The organism is Chryseobacterium sp. C39-AII1 (genome assembly GCF_039672645.1).
Taxonomy (GTDB): domain Bacteria; phylum Bacteroidota; class Bacteroidia; order Flavobacteriales; family Weeksellaceae; genus Chryseobacterium.
This window is the reverse complement of sequence record NZ_JBDFPQ010000008.1, coordinates 159,114-181,676: the sequence shown is the minus strand read 5'-3', so window position 1 is coordinate 181,676 and position 22,563 is coordinate 159,114. Positions and strand designations below refer to the sequence as shown.

At 35.5% G+C, this 22,563-nt stretch carries 14 protein-coding genes; 5 read left to right on the top strand and 9 right to left on the bottom strand.

The genetic code is table 11. The features are described 5' to 3' along the window. Nucleotides 1–34: 34 nt before the first annotated feature. The 4 genes from ABEG63_RS13725 to ABEG63_RS13710 form a co-directional block, all read right to left on the bottom strand. Nucleotides 35–1,687: a RagB/SusD family nutrient uptake outer membrane protein gene (locus tag ABEG63_RS13725; protein ID WP_346585538.1), complete on the bottom strand. Its 1,653-nt coding sequence runs from the start codon at nt 1,685–1,687 to the stop codon at nt 35–37. Nucleotides 1,688–1,700: 13 nt separating this feature from the next. Further along, nucleotides 1,701–4,454: a SusC/RagA family TonB-linked outer membrane protein gene (locus ABEG63_RS13720; RefSeq protein ID WP_346585536.1), complete on the bottom strand. Its 2,754-nt coding sequence runs from the start codon at nt 4,452–4,454 to the stop codon at nt 1,701–1,703. Nucleotides 4,455–4,768: 314 nt separating this feature from the next. Beyond that, the gene (locus ABEG63_RS13715; RefSeq protein ID WP_346585567.1) at nt 4,769–5,494 is read right to left on the bottom strand and encodes a ZIP family metal transporter; all 726 of its coding nucleotides are present in this window, start codon (nt 5,492–5,494) and stop codon (nt 4,769–4,771) included. Further along, nucleotides 5,494–6,219, bottom strand: coding sequence for a class I SAM-dependent methyltransferase (locus ABEG63_RS13710; RefSeq protein WP_346585534.1), 726 nt, complete (start codon nt 6,217–6,219; stop codon nt 5,494–5,496). The genes ABEG63_RS13715 and ABEG63_RS13710 overlap by 1 nt, the downstream gene beginning before the upstream one ends. 124 nt (nt 6,220–6,343) lie before the next feature. Between ABEG63_RS13710 and ABEG63_RS13705 the strand changes: the two genes are divergently transcribed. The 3 genes from ABEG63_RS13705 to ABEG63_RS13695 all read left to right on the top strand — a co-directional run bounded on the left by ABEG63_RS13705 (nt 6,344) and on the right by ABEG63_RS13695 (nt 9,256). Next, nucleotides 6,344–7,504 (top strand): class I SAM-dependent RNA methyltransferase, encoded by a 1,161-nt coding sequence (locus tag ABEG63_RS13705; RefSeq protein ID WP_346585532.1) that lies wholly within the window; start codon nt 6,344–6,346, stop codon nt 7,502–7,504. A gap of 263 nt (nt 7,505–7,767) precedes the next feature. Next, nucleotides 7,768–8,172, top strand: a complete 405-nt coding sequence (locus ABEG63_RS13700; protein ID WP_267405968.1) for a branched-chain amino acid ABC transporter substrate-binding protein — start codon at nt 7,768–7,770, stop codon at nt 8,170–8,172. A 79-nt stretch (nt 8,173–8,251) separates the two neighbouring features. Continuing rightward, nucleotides 8,252–9,256, top strand: a complete 1,005-nt coding sequence (locus ABEG63_RS13695; RefSeq protein ID WP_346585530.1) for a glycosyltransferase — start codon at nt 8,252–8,254, stop codon at nt 9,254–9,256. A 46-nt stretch (nt 9,257–9,302) separates the two neighbouring features. On the opposite strand, the gene ABEG63_RS13690 is transcribed toward ABEG63_RS13695, so the two are convergent. Next, nucleotides 9,303–10,529, bottom strand: a complete 1,227-nt coding sequence (locus tag ABEG63_RS13690; RefSeq protein WP_346585529.1) for an aminotransferase class I/II-fold pyridoxal phosphate-dependent enzyme — start codon at nt 10,527–10,529, stop codon at nt 9,303–9,305. 146 nt (nt 10,530–10,675) lie between these two features. Between ABEG63_RS13690 and ABEG63_RS13685 the strand changes: the two genes are divergently transcribed. Then, nucleotides 10,676–11,134, top strand: a complete 459-nt coding sequence (locus ABEG63_RS13685) for an Lrp/AsnC family transcriptional regulator (protein ID WP_267405971.1) — start codon at nt 10,676–10,678, stop codon at nt 11,132–11,134. Nucleotides 11,135–11,391: 257 nt separating this feature from the next. On the opposite strand, the gene ABEG63_RS13680 is transcribed toward ABEG63_RS13685, so the two are convergent. The 4 genes from ABEG63_RS13680 to ABEG63_RS13665 all read right to left on the bottom strand — a co-directional run bounded on the left by ABEG63_RS13680 (nt 11,392) and on the right by ABEG63_RS13665 (nt 17,570). Continuing rightward, nucleotides 11,392–12,423, bottom strand: a complete 1,032-nt coding sequence (locus ABEG63_RS13680) for a bestrophin family ion channel (RefSeq protein ID WP_312396945.1) — start codon at nt 12,421–12,423, stop codon at nt 11,392–11,394. A gap of 216 nt (nt 12,424–12,639) precedes the next feature. After that, on the bottom strand, nt 12,640–13,044 hold the full coding sequence (locus tag ABEG63_RS13675; RefSeq protein ID WP_267405974.1) for a hypothetical protein: 405 nt from the start codon (nt 13,042–13,044) through the stop codon (nt 12,640–12,642). Between the two features lie 230 nt (nt 13,045–13,274). Next, nucleotides 13,275–15,347, bottom strand: coding sequence for a thiamine pyrophosphate-dependent enzyme (locus ABEG63_RS13670; RefSeq protein WP_346585527.1), 2,073 nt, complete (start codon nt 15,345–15,347; stop codon nt 13,275–13,277). A gap of 84 nt (nt 15,348–15,431) precedes the next feature. Next, complete coding sequence (locus tag ABEG63_RS13665) at nt 15,432–17,570, bottom strand: S8 family peptidase (protein ID WP_346585525.1); 2,139 nt, start codon at nt 17,568–17,570, stop codon at nt 15,432–15,434. 265 nt (nt 17,571–17,835) lie between these two features. Here ABEG63_RS13665 and dnaE point away from each other — a divergent pair, with 265 nt between their 5' ends. After that, nucleotides 17,836–22,512 carry a DNA polymerase III subunit alpha gene (gene dnaE / locus ABEG63_RS13660; protein WP_346585523.1) on the top strand — a complete coding sequence of 1,559 codons (4,677 nt, stop codon included), beginning with the start codon at nt 17,836–17,838 and terminating at the stop codon, nt 22,510–22,512. The last annotated feature ends 51 nt before the right edge of the window (nt 22,513–22,563 follow it).

Here is a 22,563-nt window from a genome sequence, read left to right as displayed (position 1 = left end):
AAAAGCTCCGAATTATACATTCGGAGCTTTATTTTTAATCAGGATTCTGAACTAAATTAGGTTGAATCTGAATCTGCTGTTCAGGAATATATTCCACAATTCTATTATGAGTATAAGGTACAGTATAAAAAGGATTAACTCCGTTTAAGTGTGTACCCGGATAATTTCGGTCAAGATCTCTTTTGTTTCTGAAAACATCATATTTTCTATGGGCTTCAAAAGCTAGTTCCAACCTTCTTTCTTCCAATACAACGTCTAAAATGGTGTAACCCGCAGGAACTGAAGTGTAATTCGGAATTCCTGCTCTTGTTCGGATGAGATTTACATCAGCAAGTGCTGACGAAGTATTTCCTTTTTTAGCATACGCTTCCGCTCGGTTAAGATACATTTCTGCAAGCCTCAAAATTACAGGAGACCACAACTGTGGAACACTTTCCTGCATGGAGCATTTTAATACATAAAATTTAGGATAGCCGTTTCGTTTTTCCATGTCATTATCAAGGTAAACATAGGTTTTTGTTCCTCCGGAATTGATGAAATAATAACTCGTCTTAAACGGAGTTACTTCCGTTTGTACCTGATAATTGACCCCATTCCAGGTGAAAAATGTATTTCCGCTTTGCTGGAAAGTGGGTTGATATTTATAATTGTAGGTTATTGCTCCGGAAGCGTTGTTTTCTTTCTGAACCCAATATGCAACGGGAACCAAGGGAGTTTTATATTTTGGTGAAATAAATTTTAATCGGGCATCTTCAGGATGCTTATTGATAAGATCCAAATAGGTGGAAGAAGGGTACATTTCGCCCCAGCCCACACTCTGAATATTCACATACATCGAGCCGATGGTATTCCAGCCGTCATTATAATCGCCATCCTTATTATATTTAAAAGCGAAAATAGTTTCGGTATTATTTTCAGGTGCTCTGGTAGGATAAGAAGGTAATTCAGTTTTAGATAACATGGCGTACTTTCCTGAATTAATTACTTTATCAGCGTATTCAATGGCTTTATCATTATTTTCCATGTACAGATACACCCTGGAAAGTAGTGCCTGAGCAGCTTCTTTAGAACCATAGATGTTTTTTTTATCTAAAGTCATCAATTGCTCAGCTTTTTTTAAATCGCTTACCACCTGATTATAAATTGCTCCCACTGTTGCTCTTGGAGGAAGATCGTTTACGTCATCCGAAGTTTTTAACGGTACTCCAAGGTTGCTGGTTCCCTGATTATAAGGTCTTCCGAATACATTTACCAAAGAAAAATATACATAGGCTCTTAAGAAATAATTTTCACCAATCAGCTGATCTGTATCTGCATCTTTTCCTTCTGAAGTTTTAGCGATTACCCTGTTGCAGCCTACTATCGCTTTGTAGCCTGTATTCCAAATAGTGTTGGTTCGGGTATTTGTTTTAATGCTTCGATAGTTGTAATAATAGAAAAACTGGTCTGATGTTGTTCCGCTGATGTCTACATTGTCTCCTGCATATTCACCTACACGATAAAGGTTGTTGAAAAAGCCGCCGCCATCTGCATCTCCTTTCAAAAGAGCGTAATTTCCTAATGTGATGGTTTGTAATCCTGTGGCGTCTCCCAATATGACATCAGATTCCTTGGAATCATAAGGGGTACGATCTATATTGCATGAAGCTAAAGACAATAAAAGTAAGGGAATTAATATTTTTTTCATGATTGTTTACATTTTAGAATGAGAAATTAAAACCTAAAGAAAATCTTCTTGGAATAGGATAAATAGCTCCTGCAAAACCAGAGTATGGTTTTCCTTCCTGTCTGTCACTATCAGATACTCCAACTTCCGGGTCAACTCCTGAAAATCGGGTAATGGTGAATAGATTTTCTGCCATAATATAAATTCCTATAGATTTTATATTCAGTTTTTCAGTTAATGCTGCTGGGAAATTATAACCCAATCTTAATGATCTTAGTTTAACGTAGCTTGCATCTTCCAAATAACGAGATGATGGTCTGTTGCTTAAAGTGTTGCTATCATAATTGGCAATAGGGTGAGTGGCGATGTCTCCCGGTTTTTCCCATCGGCTCCAACCATCTTTCAATACCATTTGGTTATAAGAAGGATAAGCTCCGTCTGAATCAAAAAATTCTCTGTAATAATTGTAAACTTGTCCTCCTTGGGAGAAATAAAGATTGGCGTTTAAGTAAAAATTCTTTATCGTTAAATTGGTAGTTACCGAACCATAATAATCTGGTGTGGTGGTTCCTACAACTTGTACGGAAGCTTGATTGTAATTGGTTGTTAAACCTTTGCTACCATCAGCATTAATGATCTCCCATTGAGCAGATCCAGTGTTAGGATCTACACCCATCCACTTTCTCATGTAGAAAGAGTTTACATCATATCCGGGAATGGCAACGTGGTAATTATTAAGAATTTGAATATTATTATTTCTCGTTGAAAGTACATTGTTTTTATACATACTAACATTAAATCCTAAATCCCAAGTCACATCTTTATTTCGGATAATTGAATAGTTAACATTAAATTCCCAACCCTTATTTTGAACATCTCCTACATTTAAATATTGTTTATCAACCCCTGTTAATGCGGGAAGTGTTACCAGCATTAATAAATTTTTAGTTTTATTGCTAAAATAATCTACATTTAACGTCAATCTGTTGTCAAAAGCTTTAATATCTGTTCCGATATTGTTCTGATAAATTGATTCCCAGGTTAAATTAGGGTTACCTAATTGATTCCATGTTCCGCCAACCTGGCCGTCATATTTTTGAATTAATGAATACAAATCCTGCCATCCGTAATTAGGGCTTGGTGTGTTTCCTACCAATCCGCGGCTGGCTCTTAATTTCCATTCGTTGATTGGTTTTACATTGAAGAATTTTTCCTTATGAACATTCCATCCTAAGCTGTAAGAATAAAATAGTCCGTTTCGTTGGCTTGCTCCAAATGCGGAAGAAGACTCGCTTCTTAATGATCCCTGTACAAAATATTTTTTATCATAAACATATTCTGCATTGAATAATAATGCGTTGTATGCTCTGTCGTATTTTGTACCTCTTGGAATTGCGCCCGAGGAAGCGCCTGTGTCGAAAAGTTCAGTTCCGGGAACGATCCCATAAACACCTGCGCTAGAAGATTTGTAAAACCTGTCATTATATTCGTAAGCAGCCAAGGCATTCACGTTATGAACTCCAAAATCTTTATCAAACCGTAACATCTGATTGAAGAATTTAGTGATATCTCTATAATTAGACTCTCTTAAGCCTCCTTTATTACTGTTTCCGGAAATGGATCGGGGATCTGTATAATAAAAATCATCATAATTTCTATACGTTACATTGTTTGTGGAAATAAATCTCAGGTAATCTGTAATTTTAATTTCCGCATCAATGTTTCCGATAAGATCCAATTGGTTACTTTTTCCATAATTCCATTGTTGATCGTATAAATAGTTTGTATTATCTCTTCCGTACCAAGGTGTATAATTATTAGGGTTGATTAGATTTCCATCTTTATCCCTTGGGTTGTCCCAGGGATTGTTAAGGTACATTTCAAAGAGGTTTCCTTGTTTGTCGTCTTGAGCCGTGTAAGATAAGCTTAATTTAGGTTTTATTATCAACCAAGGTTTTATGGTTTGTTCATGATTAATTCTAAAAGATAATCTGTTGTAATCAAGTCCTTTTACGGTTCCTGTTTCATCGTAATAATTTCCAGAAATATAAGTTTTGGAAGTGGGAGAGCCGCCTCTAAAGTCTAATGTATAACTTTGTACAACGCCCGTCTGGGTGCCGTTTTTCAACCAATCATAGCCGGGAGTCCTCAATTCTTTGGGTACGGGAGGTGCATTTTTTAAAGTTGAATAATAATCGTATAACTGAACGCCATCCATCAGTTTAAAACGTCCGTTATTAAATGTGTTGAATGAATTATTCATCGAGACACTTAAAGTTCCCTTTCCTGAATTTCCCGATTTGGTAAATACCTGTACGATACCATTGGCTCCTCGTGAACCATATAATGCTGTTGAGGTGGCATCTTTTAGAATGTTAATACTTTCAATTTGGTTAGGATCCAAGTTGGGAACACCCGGCATCATTACACCGTCTACTACCCAAAGTGCCTGGCTGGGGCCATTGATGGTAGCGGTACCACGAATTCTAACGGTAGCTGAAGTACCAGGACCCCCGCCTCCTTGCATAATTTGTGCTCCGGCTGCTTTTCCTTGTAGCATACTTGAAACATCGGATGTGCTGGCGTCTTTCAGTTTTTTTTCGGAAACAACACCAACAGAAGCTGTAAGACTGGATTTTTTCTGTGCTTTATACCCAATAATTACAACGTCTTCAATGTCTTTTTCTCTAAGGGTGTCCTGTTGTTTTTTTACTGTTTGGGCAGATGAGATTCCGTACAATAAAAAAAAGCAGACCCCTGTAGTCAGGTTGATAGTTTGTCTTTTCATACATAAGCGATTTTTATAAAAGCTAATGTATAAAAAATAGTAATGTAATTATATTTTTATTCTTAATTTAAGTTAAATATTTAAATTAAATTTAATTATAAAATATTTATTTTGTTCAATGCTTAATTATTGTGAATTTTTTATTGGGTTTTGTGAAAAATTATCTTTTAATTTAATCGAATTGATTTAAGATTTAGAAAATAATTTTTTTAATGAGTAATAAAAATCACTTTTAATTGAATTTATGCTAAGAAAAAAGCTTAAAAGAAACTTTTAAGCTTAGTAATTTTTATGATGAATTGAAATTTTACCCATTAATGAACATGTCCCACATGAGAGTGATTATGGAAAAGATGCATGGTTAAGGCCAAAGAGACTCCTAAAATCACTAATCCGATCTTTAACCAGTCGATATTATGGTTTTTATTGCTCTCAAAAATGATCACAGAAGAGATATGAAGGAAAATTCCGCCAACAATTGCCAAGAAATACGGTTGCAAATTTGGGTTAAAATAATTACCCAACATCATTCCCATTGGTGAAGCAAGTGCAAATAATGCCACGATCAACATGGATGGGTAAGAAGCACTTTTAGATTCTCCGTTTCGGTTAAACAAAAACGCTCCCAAAATAAATGAGATCGGAAGGTTATGAAATACAATTCCTAAAAGATAGGGTGACAATTCATGTTCTTCATTTGCCAAAGGTATTCCTTCGATAAATGCGTGAATGAAAAGCCCCACCATTAAAGCCATCGGAAGAATATTGTGTTCACTGTGATGATGAAAATGTCCGTGCTCGAAGCCTTTTGTTAGTGCTTCCAGAATCATTTGTAATAAAACACCTCCAATAACGAAAATTCCGAGGCTACTTCCGGCTTCAGCAGTGTAAACCTGCGGAAAAACTTCATTTAAACAAATGGTAATTAAAAATCCGGCACTTAAAATTAATAAATTTTTTGCCAGTTTTTCTTTCTTACCAAAATATTTTCCTAAAAATACGCCCGCAATAACGCTGAAAATCAGTAAAAGTACTGTTATCATTTTTTCTTAAATAAATTGATGCAACGAGGTGAAGATTCTTTATTAAATTCATTCAGCTGATAATCGCCCCAAACTTTTATTCTTTCAAAACCAAATTCTGAAGCATAAGCGTTTATAGTTTCCAGCGAGTGCAGTTTTACTTTTTCAAAATAATGAAAAGGCTTTCCTTTATCTTCAAACTGAATATCCTTAATAATATGTCGTCCTTCGATTTTTTTTACAATTTTAAAATCAATTTCGCCACGTTTTGTAGTTGATTCAGGAATGATGCCTTGTCTCACGAAATCTTCATTCAGATAATCCAAAACAAAAAAACCGCCTGGTTTTAACGCATTATAAACCGACTTGAAAACATTTTTATCGTCACTTTCGTTATCAAAATATCCGAAGCTTGTAAATAGATTAAAAACGGCATCTTTCGGTTCTGCTTCAATAGGATTTCTCATATCATGAACCTGAAATTTCAAGGTTTCATTTTCAAACTGTTTATCGAATTCTATACTTTGTCTGGAAAGATCCAAACCAAGCACATCATATCCCAACTTATTAAGAAAAACCGAATGTCTTCCTTTTCCGCAGGCAAGGTCGATAATCTTAGAATTTGGCGGTAACCCAAGGTCCGCAGTAAGCTTTGTGATGAAGTTTTCTGCTTCCATGTAGTCTCTGTTACTGTAAAGCAAATGATAATAAGGGGTATCAAACCAAGATTCAAACCATTCCATAGTGCAAAAATAGTCTTTTTTGGTCGACAGTTCATAGTGCTTGGTTAATGGTTTTTATCATTTGCGACGATTTCTATTAACTATAAACTGATAACGAACCACTAAAAATGATTATTTTTGCAACATGAATACAGATAATCTACAGATTCAGATAAAAACATTTTTCGGGCTGGAGCAAATTTTAGCAGAAGAAATTAAGAAATTAGGAGGAAGAAAAGTTGAGGTGAAAAACCGTGCAGTAAACTGTGAGGGAGATTTGGGCTTTCTTTATAAAATTAATTATTCAGCGAGAACGGCTTTGAAAGTTTTGGTTCCGATTCATGAATTTAAAGCGTTTAATCAGCATCAGTTTTACGACAGACTTTTCAAATTCAACTGGGAAGATTTTATGGATGTTGACCAGTCTTTTGCGATTGATGCAACGGTTTATTCTGAAACTTTCAAGCATTCACAATTTGTAACACTGAAAATGAAAGATGCTATTGTAGATTATTTTCAGGATAAGTTCAAAAGACGTCCGAATGTAGAAACGAGCCGTCCGGATATCAAGTTTCACCTACATATCGACAGAGAATTGGTGACCATTTCTATGGATTCTTCAGGTGATGCTTTGTTTAAAAGAGGCTACAGAAGAGAGCAGGGTGAAGCGCCGATTAATGAAGTATTGGCAAGCGGAATGCTGCAACTGGCAGGTTGGGACGGAAAAGGTAATTTTCTTGATCCGATGTGTGGTTCGGGAACGCTTTTAATTGAAGCGGCGATGATTGCGATGGATCTTCCGGCTCAGATTTTCAGAAAAAGATTCGCTTTCCAAAACTGGAAAAACTATGATAACGAGTTGTTTACAAAAATTAAAGAATTCAGAATCAACAGAGTGAAAGAATTTACAGGGAAAATCGTTGGTTACGATATTGATGCAAGAATGCTGAATGCGGCAAGAATGAACATCGAAGCGGCTGAAATGGAAGATGTAATTGAGGTGAGAAAACAAAACTTCTTCGATTCTAAAAAAGAACTTTTCCCGTTGTTGATGGTTTTCAATCCGCCTTATGACGAGAGAATTTCTATCAATGATGATGATTTCTACAAGAAAATAGGAGATACTTTTAAAGCAAATTATCCGAATACACTGGCTTGGCTGATTTCTTCTGATTTGGAAGCAATGAAGAAGATTGGTCTTCGCCCATCAAGAAAGATAAAACTTTTCAACGGAAAACTGGCAACGAGATTTTTACAGTACGAAATGTATGAAGGAACGAAAAGAGTTCATAAACTTGAAAAATAATATGGAAAACCTTTCTTTGCGGAAAGGTTTTTATTTTTTTAGGAGCTTTTTCCCGCTTTCCGCACTCGCTATTTTTTTAGATTTGGCTCGGCGGCAAAGCCGCCGAGCCAAATCTAAAAAAATGAGCTCAAACAAATGCTTCAATCGCGGCTAGGGTTTTTGGGTATATTTATAACGGTTCTAAATGCTCTCAAGTTTTGTCATGCTCAAATAATTTAATCCAAATTCTTCCTATTTTTGTTTAAAACTCAAATTAAAAAACAATGCCTTTTGATTTTCTTGAAACTGTTGGAAAAACTTTAGATATTTTAGGTCTTTTAATTGATACCGGAGCTTCTTTGCCTTCTGATAATCCTCAAAATGATAAAATTAAAAATAGTAAAATAAAGTATCTTGCTGAAAAAACAAGCATTGTATTCTTAATTCTAGCTTCGGTTTTGTTATTTTTTGTTTTGAAAAATCCTTTCCCTTTAGAAAATTTTATAAAAACGCTCATTGTTATTTCCTTGATTGGTTTGGCGATTTCTTTCATTTTCTTCTTTATTTTATATGTTTTAGAAAAGTTTTATTTCAGAAGTTTTGGACAGCTGATCTTGTTTTGTTGTTCTTCAATTATTTTGAGTATCGCTCTTGTCATGTTTATTTATTTTGAATCAGGAATTTTTTAATTGATAAATTTTATCAGAATAAGCTGTTAAACTTTTTGTAGGTTCGTTTTCTAATAAGTAATTTTGAAAAATTTTAAATTTGAAACCTACAATTTCCATTATCGTTGCTATTTTTAACCGAAAAGATGAACTTTTCGAACTTTTAAATTCTCTTACTGCGCAGACGGACAAGGAGTTTGAAGTTATTATTGTAGATGATGGTTCTTTTGTGGATCTGAAACCGACAATTGCTAAATTTGATACGATTTTAACTATCAAATATTTTAAAAAGGATAACTCAGGGCCGGGTTTATCAAGAAATTATGGTGCGAGACGTGCCGAAAATGAATGGCTTGTGTTTGTAGATAGCGATGTGATCGTGGAAAAAGATTATGTTGAAAATATCAAAAAGGATATTCTTGAAATTCCTTGTGATGCTTTTGGTGGTGCAGACAAAGCGCATAAAGGGTTTAATTTAATGCAAAAAGCCATTTCTTATTCCATGACTTCTGTTTTTACAACAGGTGGAATTCGTGGAAATAAAAAAGCGGTTTCAAAATTTCAGCCACGAAGCTTTAATATGGGCGTGAAAAAAGAAGTTTTTGAAAAAGTAGGCGGCTTTTCCGAGATGAGGATTGGGGAGGATCCCGACTTGTCGATGACACTTTGGGAAAACGGATTTACAACCGCTTTTTTTGATAGTATTGCGGTGTATCACAAACGGAGAGTAGATTTTGGTAAGTTTTCAAAGCAGGTTTATCAGTTCGGTTGCGCAAGACCAATTTTAAATCAAAGACATCCGAATTACGTAAAAATTTCATTTGCTTTCCCAACATTATTTATGTTAGGCTACATTATGGGATTTTTAGAGTATTTTATTATGGGAAGAGGGATTATTCTTTCTTTTTATGGTCTGTATACTTTTATGGTGATGCTTCACGCATTAATTGTTACTAAAAATATTAGTATCGCTGTGATGGCTGTTATTTCTACTTATATTCAAATGTTTTCTTACGGTTATGGCTTCTTAAAATCTTGGATTTTATTAAATATCTTCAGGATGAAACCTGAAGATGCTTTTCCAAAACATTTTCATAAAAATTAGAAAAATAAAAGCTGTCGAAAATTCAACAGCTTTTATAACAATAAAATTAGGATATGGAAATGAGTTCATGGTTGAGAATGCCTACTTTCAGCATGCATTCTTTCATCTTTTTGTATGTTCGTTCGATATCGTGATCCAGACCGATTGAGAATCTAATCAATCCATCGGAAATGCCCATTGTCATTCGTTCTTCTTCCGGAATTTCAGATGAAGTTGAGCTTCCTGAGCACGAGAATAAAGTTTTGTAGAATCCTAAACTTACGGCTAGATATCCTAGATTTTCCTGCTGCATCAATTCCATCAGTTCATTGGCTTTGTCGGTAGTTCCGGCATCCAAGGTTAATAATCCGCCAAATCCGTACTCTTCATGCATCATACTTTTCATTAATTCATGATTTTTATGGGATTTTAACCCTGGGTAAGAAACCTTTAAGCCATCATTCTCAAATCTTTCAGCTAAAAACATTGCATTGTGACTGTGTTGTTTCATTCTGATGTGAAGCGTTCGTAAATTTTTCAAAATACTCGCCGATCTGAAACTATCCATTGTTGGACCCAAAAGCATGCAAGCTCCAGTGTTCACATTTTTAGTATCATTAATAAATTCCTGACTCGCGCAATAAACACCACCTACCGTGTCGCTGCTTCCGTTGATGAATTTCGTTAAAGAATGAATCACAATATCGGCTCCCAGCAAAGTAGGAGAGATAGAAAGTGGCGAGAAAGTATTATCTACAATCAGTTGTAAATTGTACTTTTTACAGATTTCAGATAACTTTCTCAGATCAGCAACTTCCAAAAGCGGATTGCTCACACTTTCACAATATATAATTTTTGTGTTTTCATTTATTGAATTTTCAATCAATTCAAAATTACTGATGTCAACAAAAGTGGTTTCAATTTGATAAGGCGGAAGAAAATTCTTTAAAAAAGCATAGGTACCACCGTAAATTGTTCTGCTCGAAATAATATGGTCACCGCTTTTGCAAACCTGCATCAATACGGAAGTGATGGCTCCCATCCCTGATGCAGTAACGTTTGCAGCCTCTGTATTTTCCATTTTGGCCAAAGCCTGAGAAAGATACAGATTCATAGGGGATGAATGTCTTGAATATAAATAGCATCCTTCTGCGTTTCCTTCAAAGGTATCAAACATTGTTTTTGCAGAAAGAAAAGTATAAGTAGAGCTGTCTGAAATAGAAGGATTCACTCCTCCGAATTCACCGAAATACTGTAAATCCTGAATTTCGTTGGCTGCATTAAAATCTTCCATGATATTTTTGTTTTAAAAATGAATTAATTTCATATTTATAACAATGGAAATTTTAAATATTAGAATATAAATCTAAGAAAATTCGTTTATGTAGAAAAAATGTTTATTATATTTGGATTCATCAAAATTTCACCAAAAAATTATCTATGAACCTTGACGAAATTGATAAAAAACTGCTTCTTTTTTTACAGGAAGATTCTAAACAAACCACCAAAGAGCTGTCTTACAAGCTTGGTTTATCTGTGACTGCTGTTTATGAGCGTGTTCGAAAGCTTGAAAACACGGGGGTGATTTCCAAATATGTTGCTTTGCTGGATAAACATAAAATCGAGAAAGATTTTGTGGTTTTATGTCATGTAAAATTGAGTCAGCATAAAAAAGAATATGTGCTTCAGTTTGAAAAAGAAGTGATGGATTTACAGGAAGTTACCGAATGTTTTCACGTAAGTGGCGATTACGATTATATTCTTAAAATCTGTGTGAAAGATATGGCAGATTACAGAAATTTTATGTTGACCAAACTTACGACCTTGCAACATATTGCGAGTACTCACAGTTCGTTTATGATCTCTGAAGTGAAAAATACAACGGCGATTGTTTTGTAATTAAGTGTTTGTTTAGAAGCTATTTCCCGCTTTTCGCACTCGCTATTTATTTTGGTTTCGGCTGCGGCGGCTTTGCCGCCGCAGCCGAAACCAACCGAAAACGAGCTCAAACAAAGCTTCAATCGGGGCTATGGTTGAGGTCAGTCAATTCAAAATCGGGAAATTTTCAAAACTTTTTGTCATTCCATAAGAATCGAATCATAATATTAGAAAATGTAAAATTTTTTCTTATTCGTCAGAAAAGTAGGTGTGAAAATTTAAACCAAAACTCCATTTTTAGACGGAATAGCTTCCGGAATATCGGTTTCTCCCGTCATTTGCAAAAGGTCAATTTCAATAGTTCTACAAATCGAAAGCATCGGTACGTCGAACATTAATCCCGCAAAAGGATTTTCAGAATAATCTCCAACCAATTCCATGATGATGTAAATCCAGCCGATGATGATGCAGAATGGGATTGAAGTCCAAATTCCCCAGTCGCCCAGTTTTTCAAATTCATTCACTAAACCTAAAGGAAGTAGTAAAATAAAAAGTACGTTGAAAATAAATGCCGTACTCGCAAACTGCCTTGGAGAAGGGAATTTTTTAATTCTTTCTGCCTGACCTTGAAATCCATAAAATTCATTTAAAGCCGTCTGCAATTGCATTTGGTTAAAATCGGTAATAGAATCTATATTTTTTAGATCATTAACATCTTTTGCTTGCTGAGAAATTAAAAACGTTGCAAAATTTTTATAATGCGATTTTAAATTTACTTCCTCTTCAGAAAGATATTTATTCAAAAATAGAGGTGTTCTTGTATAGTCAGGAAAACCCGCTTTAATCAACCTGTTTCTTCTTTGATTGATGTTGTGATGATGTTCTTCCTCAGCACTAATATGCTCCCATTCTGTCGGAACCAAAAGCTGTTCACGAAATGCATACAACCACGCAATATGACGGTAAACAATTTTCTTTTTTCTATCTTCCAAGTCAAAAGTTCCTATATTTTCGTTATTGGTGTTGAAGGCGTAAACCATTGAGGCAAAAGATCGACTTGAATTCACAATTCCTCCCCAGATTTTTCGAGCTTCCCAAAGCCTGTCGTAAGCCTGATTGTTTTTAAAACCAACCAAGAAAGCTTCGGCAGTACCAATTAAAGCAACCGGAACCCATGGAATCGTCATCCATTGCCAATGAAAAAAGTGAAATAATACGGCGATAAGTGTGCACCAAATCGAAATCCAAATCAAATGAACTCCCGATAAATTGAGAACCTGTCTGTAATTGAAATACTTCGTTGTAATCATAATTTGTGTATGTCGCTTTATTGTGAAACAACATTGGAAAGCAAAATAAATACCATTTCCAAATACGATATTAAAGTTACATTTTATTTCATTTCAAAATAAAAAAATAATCAAACCTTATTAATGAAAATAAAGGTTTGATTATTTGAAAGTTATAATGAAGTGATCGTAAAATTTAGCTTGATAAAAAATATTTTTAGATCATTATTTATCTTTTTAGTTGTAAGATTTTGTATTTTTTGCCGGATGAAATTGGTTGGCTGTAAAATATAGATCTCTGAAATCGTAATCAGCATCAGCTGTATGTTTTGCAGCTTTAAGTTGAGGTTCAGTATCAAAATATTCGTAGCTGAAATGTCTTCTTTTTGCTCGTTTTTTACTGCAATGGCAATATAAACGATCTTGCTGGGTATGCTCGGTAAGGCTGATGGTTTTTACCTCTGTATTTTCTAGTTTTGAAGCTTTTTCAAAAGTTCCGGGATCAAGCGTAAACCAAGGTTCGCCATGATAAAAGAAATGATCTATAATATCGATGTGATCTGTATGTTTTTGATTGGCTGGCGTGGCTGAATGATACCCTTTGCATTCTGTGCAGAACGCTACTTTAATTTTTATCGACATAATATTATGATTTAAAAGTGTGCTTAGTGTATATCAGAAGTTATGCCACAATTGTCTATTGTTAACTTAAATTTTGCTTTTTAAAGGTTTAATTTTAAATTTTTGTTAATACAAAATGCTGTTTTTATGAAAATTAAATTAATTGAAACTGAGGCAAAAAAAATCAGAATAGAAAATTTCCTATTCTGATTAAATTAATCGATTTTGATTCGTTATATTTTTATTTTGAATTAATATTTCAGCATTTCTTCAATTTTAGCACTCAGTTTTTCAGCGTTTGGAAGCATTTCCTTTTCCAAAACCAAGTTGATCGGAACGGCAGGAACATCCAAAGATCCCATTGTTTCAACCGGAGCATCTAAATATTTAAAGCAATTCTTAGAAATACGGTGTGCAAAAGCTTCTGCGAAAGAATTGTTAAGTTGTTCTTCCGTTAAAACGATACATTTTCCGTGTGCTTTTACTCTTTCGAAAACCAATTCTTCATCCAAAGGAATTAGTGTTCTCAAATCGATCACTTCAATTTTTCCGTGAAAGTTTTTCGCAGCTTCTTTAGCCCAGTAAACGCCCATTCCGTAAGTTACCACCAATAAAGTTCTGCCTTTTTCGGTTTCATTTTTATTTGCTTCAATGACTACTTTTCCTTTTCCGAAAGGTAAAATGTAATCTTCAGCCGGCTCAATGGTTTTCGCATCTTCAGTTCCCGGAACTTTGCTCCAGTAAAGACCTTTGTGTTCCAGCATAATCACCGGATTTGGGTCGTAATAGGCCGCTTTTAATAAACCTTTAAAATCTGCTGCATTACTTGGATAAGCGATTTTGATCCCTTTAATATTCGCCAAAATACTTTCCACACTCCCGCTGTGGTAAGGTCCGCCGCCGCCGTAAGCGCCAATCGGAACACGGATAATATTGCTAACAGGGAATTTCCCTTGACTTAAATAGCTTGATTTTGAAATTTCAGTAATTAGCTGATTGATTCCTGGATAAATATAATCTGCAAACTGAACTTCAACAATAGGTTTTAATCCAACCGCGCTCATTCCGGCAGTAGAACCAATGATATACGCTTCCTGAATCGCTGTATTGAAAACTCTTTTACTTCCGAATTTTTTTCCTAAAGTCACCGTTTCACGGAAAACACCACCGATTCTTTCTCCAACATCCTGTCCGTACAACAATGCTTCCGGATGTTTCCACATCAATTCCTGAATCGCGTGAATGGCAGCATCCACCATAACAATCTTTTCGCCACCTTTCGGTTCGCGCGTTCCCGTTTCTTCCGTAATCGGAGTTGGTGCAAAAACGTGATTCATAACCGTTTCAGGTTTTGGATCTTCTGCTTTTTGAGCTCTTTCAAAAGCTTCTTCAGCTTCAAGCCTTGCTTTTTTGGTGATTTGCTTTAATAATTCTTCATCAACGCCAGTTTCCAGCAAATGTTTTCTCAGGATCTCTCCCGGATCTTTTGCTCTGTGTTTAGTTAAATCTTCCTCATCTCTATAGAACTCTCTTCTTACCCCTGAAGTATGATGGCCAATAAGAACAGTTTTAGCACAAACTACTAAAGGTTTTCTTTCAGACCTAACGAACTCAACCGCTTTTTTCATCACTTCAAAGCTTTCAACGAAATCGGTTCCGTCTACTCTCATTCTGCTTAAACCCGCGAATCCTGCAACGAAATCGTAAGCATCACAAGTTCTTGCCTCTTCTTTGGTTACGGAAATTCCCCATTCGTTATCCTGAACTAGAAAAATGATAGGAAGTTGATGTAAAGCTGCAAATTGCAATGCTTCACTCACTTCACCTTCGGTTACAGAGTTGTCACCTAAACTACAAACTACAACCGGATTGTTTTCGAATTGTTGTAAATCAAAATCTTGGATGTATTTAATTCCCTGTGCAACTCCTGTTGTAGGAATGGTTTGCATTCCCGTTGCAGAACTTTGATGAATAATTTTAGGCTTATTTTCATCCCTGCTTGAAGGATGGGAATAATACGATCTGCCTCCCGAAAAAGGATCTTGGGCTTTTGCCAGTAACTGAAGCATTAATTGATAAGGCTCGAGACCAATTCCCAAAAGAATGCTTTCGTCTCTATAATAAGGAGAAACCCAGTCTTCTTTTTTTAACTGATAAGCGGTAGCTAACTGTATCGCCTCATGACCTCGTGATGTGCTATGAACATATTTACAAACATTTCTGTTTTCTTCATAAATATCTGCCATCGCTTTGGCAAGCATCATGTGATTATAAGCCTTAATTAATATATCTTGAGAAACTTTTTCGTGCAGTGTATTTTCCATAGAAGACAAATATACATAAAAAAACAAAACACTAACAAGTGTTAGTGTTTTGCATTGAATTATTTGTTAATCAGAGTTTTAATATTACTCTTTAATTACTTTTTTGGTAACTACATCATTCCCAGATTTAACTTCGATGATGTAAATTCCTTTAACATATGTTGATAAATCTACACTGGTATCGCCATTAATAATGCCGCTCTGTAATTTTTTACCTGTTAAATCATATACATTGAATGTAGATTTTGCAGAAGCTTTTAATACTTTTACAATATCTTTAGTAATTGTTGGAGCTACGATGATACCGTTATCTTTTACAGTTTCACCCGTTGCTAAAACTTGTTGAGTGTATCCTGTTGCAAGGATAGAATAGTTTTGAGGTGCATTTGCTCCAGTACTATTTTTCAAAGTACCTTTATTACCAATTTCAATTCTATATGATCTGCCAGCTACTGGAGCATCAATAACAACTTGTTCAACATTATCTACAGTATTATCTCCTTTTGTAGCAGCTGCCGTAGGAGTAAGTGGATTAAGTTTCCATGGTTGATAAACAGTATTGGTTACAGTATCTACAATTCTTAAATCTAAGTCGTTTATTAATCTTGATGATCTATTATTGTAAGCATCATCCCAAGTTAAATTTGTTGGAATTGTATACGCAGGATCAATCCAAGAAATAGTAACTTTTAAAGGTTCAGTTCCAGAAGCAATTAATGTTTTTTGATTAGGAGTACCGCTTGTTAAAGTTTCATCGTTAAATAAGATTGTATTATTAGACTTCCCAACTAATAGCTCAGCTCCTTTTTTTGCATTGATATATCCCCAACCATACCATGCATCAGGACCAACAGTTCCTGCTTCCGATGCAGAATGTACCATTAAAGTTTTAGCGGCAGCTGCATTTAAATCTGCATTGTTGAACATTGATTTATATATCTGCATCCAAAGTCCGATAATACCAGTCACTTGTGGAGCAGACATAGAAGTCCCGCTGTTAATTTGCCATCCAATACTTCCTGTTGTATTTTCTGCAGTTGATGCCATCCAAATATCTGATCCCGGAGCAGCGATATCTGGTTTGATACCACCATCATCTCTTGGGCCGGCACTACTGTAATCGGCTTTTACAACATCTGTTGAAGCTGTATATCTGTAGTTGTTAGTTGTGATAACTTCTGTAGCAGCTACAACAATAATATTTTTAGCTAAAGAACCAGGTCCGATACAATCTCCACCGTTACCACAGTTTGTTGCAGGAAGAGTATCCGTGGCTGTAAATGCAGCAAGTGATCCATTTTCGTCAGTATAATATTTAGGAGCTGTTGATCCACCTGGTAAAGCAGGTCCCATACCAAAATAGTTACCTGCAGATTTTACAATAACATTTGTTGGATTACTGTATACTATGTTATCATAGTTTTGATCTTGGGTAAAATATGTCCCTTGTAGATCAAATGAAGCAGTAGGATCAGTAGCAGTAGCTGGATAGTAAGCTCCATTCCAAACTAGAGCAGTTGCACCTGAGACAGTTTGAATATTCCATCCAGCATTACTTCCGTAAGAGTGGTTAGAAATCTTAGGTTGAGCTGCTAGTATCTTTTGAAATACAGTACTAGTAGTTGTGTTGCCAGGTAAGGTTGTTGTTGCGAATCTGTAAGAATCCATTGTTGAATTTAAAGCGATTCCCATAGCATTCCCTTGCATTGTTGTTCCATCTTCTGCGGTTGCTGTTAAAGGAGATGATTTTGCACCTACAATACTTGCAACGCCAGTAGCGTGTGCACTGTATGCATTTGTTGCAGCTTCTTTGTTAGAAATTCTTCCAGCTGTATTATTAAATGCTGTGTGAGGAGCATAAATTCTTCCTCCATCAAATATGGTATAAAGAATCCCTTCTCCTTTAAAAGATCCTGTCAATCCATTAACTCCACCTGCTGTAGTTAAAGCATCTACATTGTTGTTTAGGATTTGATTCTGATCATCAGCTTGATAAAAATAAGGTTTATTAAGGAAAAATCCCGCTAGGTTTTCTCTTTTTTCTTCGATTTCTTTTAATACTTCAGGAGATTTATTAGCTCCGTAACGTTTTGCAACATAAGAATCGAACTTCTCATTGTTCTTATTTTTTTGTTTTTCAAACTCTCTGTTTAAAGCATCATTGTTTTGTGCACTTAGTAATGTAATGGCTAAAGTGCTAACCAAAAGTAAACATTTCTTCATGATATATTAAATAATTTAAAATAAATTCGCTTACAAATATATGTAAAATAAGTAATTGATAATGTGCTAAATTATTAAAATTATCTAAAATTCAAAATTTATTTTTGAATCATTTGTTAAAACCTAAAAAAGTAACATTAAATTTTAAAATTGGTTTTAATTATGAACTTGAAAAAAGTTAATTATTATCCAAGCGATTGTAATGCCTTAATGTAAAATTAAGTAACTTTACATTCTCTTTTATAATAAAAGCTAGAAAAATTACATGTATTTAGTTTTTGACACAGAAACCACGGGTTTACCAAAGAATTTCAATGCTCCGCTTTCAGACTCAGATAACTGGCCAAGAATGGTTCAGATTGCCTGGCAATTGCATGATGATGACGGAACTTTAATTGAAAATCAGGATTATATTATAAAACCGGAAGGATATGATATTCCTTTCAACGCCGCGAGAATTCACGGGATTACAACGAAGATTGCCAATGAAGAAGGTCGGGATCTTGAAGAAATTTTAAATGAATTTGCTAAAGTTTTAGAAAAAGTAAGAGTTGTTTCCGGTCACAATGTTGAGTTTGATTATAATATTGTCGGAGCCGAATTTTACAGAAAAAATATTACAGACAACCTTCAGGAAAAACCAAGAGCCGATACAATGATTTTGGGAACAGATTATTGTAAACTTGGTGGTGGTAGAGGTGGCAGATACAAGTCTCCGAAATTGGAAGAACTGTACGAAAAATTATACGGTCATAAGTTTGATGAAGCTCACAACGCGGCGGCCGACGTAAATGCAACGGCTCAGGTTTTCTTCGAGATGATGAGAATTGGGATTATTCCTGCGGAAGTATTGAAAACTTCGGAAGATCAGCTGGCTTATTTCAAAACGCTTCATCCGGATCCGATCAAGCCTTTCAGTATTGTTATCAGAAGGCAAGTTGCCGATTTTAACAATAAGAAAAAGCAACAGGATTTCGGAAGTGTTGATGAGATTGATCTTGGGAAGTATTTCAATTTTGACAATCACAGCGTTTTTTCGACATTAACGGCGACGTCAAGCATTAATGACCTGATTAAAAAAGCAACGGATGATAATTTTCCTGCCGTCGGAATGGTGGATTTAGGAAATATGATGGGTGCTTTCAAATTCGTTTCTGCGGTTGAAGGAGTGAATGGTGACCGTACGAAAAAGCATAAAGAATATTTAGCAAAAAAACAGGAAGCAGAAGAAAACGGAACGGAATTTAATGAAGAAGAACCGCCTTCTCAGCCGTTAATTCCTGTGGTGGGTTGCGAATTCTATATTTCAGATCGTTACGAACAGAAGCAGTTTACCAAAGATGATCCTGATAGAAGGACGCAGGTTGTTTTACTGGCAAAAGATTTTGAGGGATATAAAAATTTAGCAAAACTTTCAAGTATCGGTTTTCTGAAAGGTTTCTATTTCGGGGTTCCAAGGATTAGCCGAGAGCTGATTGCGGAATATAAAAAAGGTGTTATCGCTTTAACTTCAGGGATTTTCGGAGATATTCCGGATGCTATTTTAAATACCGGAGAGCAAAAAGGGGAGGAGCTTTTCAAATGGTGGAAAGATACTTTTGAAGATGATTTTTATGTTCAGATTCAAAATCATAAACTGCCTGAAGAAGAGCATTTAAATGATGTTTTGCTTCATTTTGCAGATAAATATAATGTTAAAATTTTAGCCCAAAACGAAACTTTTTATTCCAATAAAGACGACTCTAATATTCAAGATATTGTAAGCTGTATCAAAGATGGTGAAAAGCTGTCAACGCCTGTAGGGAAAGGGTTTGGTAAAAGAAGAGGATTGGCTACGGGAGAGTATTATATCAAAAATGCGGAGGAGATCAAAGAAGCATTTTTGGCGTATCCTGATGCTTTTGATGCGTATGAAGAATTTACGGCAAAATTTAAACCTTATACGTTAAAAAGAGACGTTCTTCTTCCGAAATTTGATATTCCTGAGGAATTTATTCATGCTGAAGATGAGGTTGATGGAGGAAAACGTGGCGAGATGGCTTATCTAACTCATTTAACTTATGAAGGCGCAAGAAAAAGATATGAACCCAACCCGGGGATAACGCCTGAGATTAAAGAACGTTTAGATTTCGAATTAGAAGTTATCGCCAACACAGGTTATCCCGGTTACTTTTTGATTGTACAGGATTTCTGTAACGAAGCCCGAAATATGGGAGTTTGGGTTGGTCCAGGTCGTGGTTCTGCGGCTGGTTCTGCGGTTGCATATTGCATCGGAATTACCAATGTTGATCCTATTAAATACGATCTTCTTTTTGAGAGATTCCTGAATCCGGAAAGGGTTTCGATGCCCGATATTGATATCGACTTTGATGATGAAGGTCGTGATAAAATTATCAAATGGGTTGTCGAGAAATACGGTAAAACTCAGGTTGCACAGATTATTACATACTCAGTTTTGGGTGGGAAGTCTGCGATTAAAGATGCAGGAAGAGTGTTGGATGTTCCGATTCCTGATACGAATAATATTGCCAAGCTGATACCTCCGAGTCCGGGGATGAATATTGCGAAAGCTTTAGCAAAATATGATAAATTAAAACCAGAAGAACAGATGCTCGTTGATGAGATGAGATATGTTCTTAACAGTCCTGATGATGCCCGTCACGGTGTTTTGGCGAGTGCTAAAAAAATGGAAGGTTGTATCCGAAATACGGGTATTCACGCCTGCGGGGTAATTATTACGCCTGAAGATGTGAGTAATCTGGTTCCGGTGACAATTGCTGCAAAAGATGCGGATATCTTGGTTTCACAATTCGATAACTCGGTGGCGGAAAGTGCCGGATTATTGAAGATGGATTTCTTGGGTCTTAGAACATTGACGATCATTAAGGATGCTTTGAAATTAGTAAAAGCAAGATATAATATTGATATCGATCCGGATCTTATTCCGCTTGATGATACCAAAACTTATCAGTTATTTAAAGAAGGAAGGACGGTCGGGATTTTCCAGTATGAAAGTCCGGGGATGCAAAAGTACATGAGAGAGCTGAAGCCAACAGTTTTTGCCGATCTTATTGCGATGAATGCTCTTTACCGTCCGGGACCTATTAAATATATTCCGAATTTTATTAACAGAAAACACGGAATTGAAGAAATTGTTTACGATTTACCGGAAACCGAGGAATATTTAAAGGAAACCTACGGAATTACCGTTTATCAGGAGCAGGTAATGTTGTTGTCTCAAAAATTAGCAAATTTCACGAAAGGTGAAGCTGATACGTTGAGAAAAGCAATGGGTAAAAAGCAGATTGACGTTCTGAATAAAATGTATCCTAAATTCATTGAAGGCGGGCGAAAAAATAATCTTAATGAAGAGCGTTTAGAGAAAATCTGGAATGACTGGAAGGCCTTTGCGGAATATGCCTTCAACAAATCTCACTCGACTTGTTACGCGTTTATTGCTTATCAAACTGCCTTTTTAAAAGCCAATTATCCTGCAGAATATATGGCGAGTGTGATGAGTAATAACATTAACAATACAGATTCCATTACCATGTTTATGGAAGATTGTAAAAGTATGGGAGTTGATGTTTTGGGACCGGATGTAAACGAATCTCAGTATAAATTCTCGGTAAATGAAAAAGGACAGATCCGTTTTGGCTTAGGGGCGATTAAAGGGATTGGTGAAGGGCCAAGTGAAGCGATTACAAGAGAAAGAGCAGCAAATGGCAGGTTTAAAAATATCTATGATTTCTTTGAAAGGATCTTACCTTCTCAAATGAATAAAAGAGTAGCGGAAAGTTTGGTGTTAGCAGGAGGTTTTGATGAATTAGATTCTTTCCACAGAGGTCAGTATTTTGATATTGATATGGCGGGAAGAACAAATTTGGAGAGATTAATCCGTTACGGACAAAGCTTTCAGGAAAGTAAAAACGAAATGGAATTTTCACTTTTTGCTGATTTTGCTGATGAAGTTCAGATCGAGCAGCCGAAGTTATTGCCTTGTCCGGAATGGCCGAACATGCATAAACTGAATAAAGAAAAAGAAACCATTGGTTTCTATCTTTCGGCGCATCCGCTGGATGAGTTTAAATATCAGTTTCAGTTTATAGCAGGTAATCTTTCAAAAAAATCTGTGCTGGAAAAAGAGGAAGAAGGAAAAGCTGTTGTGGATGAAGCTCCGATTTTGGAGCAGGATGCGGTAGATGAGACGACAGATTTAACCGAAATTGTTTCCGACGATATTGTGGCTGGAGAAGAGGAAGAAATAATAGAGGAAGTTACAAAAAAAGCAGAACCTAAAGGAAATTTTCTCTTCCTTAATTTAGATGAGGTCGATGCTTATAAAGAGCAGGCTTTTGCCAATAAACAGGAAGAATTATTTGAAGAAAAGAAAAAAGACTGGAAAACACTTCAGAAAGAAAGAGAGAATGGCGGTGGCGGAAAAGAATATACCGTTGCCGGTTTGATTACGGAATATGTTGTGAAAGATGGTTTCAGGAGTGGCGAAAAAGTAGCTTTTGTAACGTTGGAAGATTATTCAGGATCCTATTCTTTCCGATTGGGAGATCGTGATTATATGAAATTAAAGGAGAAGCTGGAAGTTCAACGATTTGTTATTTTTAAGATTAAATTTGCTCAGGTAAAAGACGGGCGAGTTTTTGTGAATGTAAATGATGTAATTGAGCTTCAGGAAGCTTTTGATAAATATGCTAAAAGTATTTCTTTAGTAATGGATGTGATGGATTTCCGACCTGAAGATTTAGCCTTTTTTAGAAATGTACTTCAGCAAAATCAAGGAAACCAAAAGCTTAAGTTCTTTATTAAAAATATTGAAGACGATACGCAGCTCGAAGTTCAGTCGATGAAACATTCGGTAAACCTCAGCGGAGAGCTTATTAAAAATATTCAATTACTAAATAAATATGAATTTTATTTGAATTAATGAAGTTTATTTTTCGATATTAACTAAAAGACGATAATTTTTATCGTCTTT

Coding starts and splice junctions, on each gene's coding strand:
- ABEG63_RS13725 (WP_346585538.1), bottom strand. CDS start 1,687: ATGAAAAAAATATTAATTCCCTTACTTTTATTGTCTTTAGCTTCATGC.
- ABEG63_RS13720 (WP_346585536.1), bottom strand. CDS start 4,454: ATGAAAAGACAAACTATCAACCTGACTACAGGGGTCTGCTTTTTTTTA.
- ABEG63_RS13710 (WP_346585534.1), bottom strand. CDS start 6,219: ATGGAATGGTTTGAATCTTGGTTTGATACCCCTTATTATCATTTGCTT.
- ABEG63_RS13705 (WP_346585532.1), top strand. CDS start 6,344: ATGAATACAGATAATCTACAGATTCAGATAAAAACATTTTTCGGGCTG.
- ABEG63_RS13700 (WP_267405968.1), top strand. CDS start 7,768: ATGCCTTTTGATTTTCTTGAAACTGTTGGAAAAACTTTAGATATTTTA.
- ABEG63_RS13690 (WP_346585529.1), bottom strand. CDS start 10,529: ATGGAAGATTTTAATGCAGCCAACGAAATTCAGGATTTACAGTATTTC.
- ABEG63_RS13685 (WP_267405971.1), top strand. CDS start 10,676: ATGAACCTTGACGAAATTGATAAAAAACTGCTTCTTTTTTTACAGGAA.
- ABEG63_RS13680 (WP_312396945.1), bottom strand. CDS start 12,423: ATGATTACAACGAAGTATTTCAATTACAGACAGGTTCTCAATTTATCG.
- ABEG63_RS13675 (WP_267405974.1), bottom strand. CDS start 13,044: ATGTCGATAAAAATTAAAGTAGCGTTCTGCACAGAATGCAAAGGGTAT.
- ABEG63_RS13670 (WP_346585527.1), bottom strand. CDS start 15,347: ATGGAAAATACACTGCACGAAAAAGTTTCTCAAGATATATTAATTAAG.
- ABEG63_RS13665 (WP_346585525.1), bottom strand. CDS start 17,570: ATGAAGAAATGTTTACTTTTGGTTAGCACTTTAGCCATTACATTACTA.
- dnaE (WP_346585523.1), top strand. CDS start 17,836: ATGTATTTAGTTTTTGACACAGAAACCACGGGTTTACCAAAGAATTTC.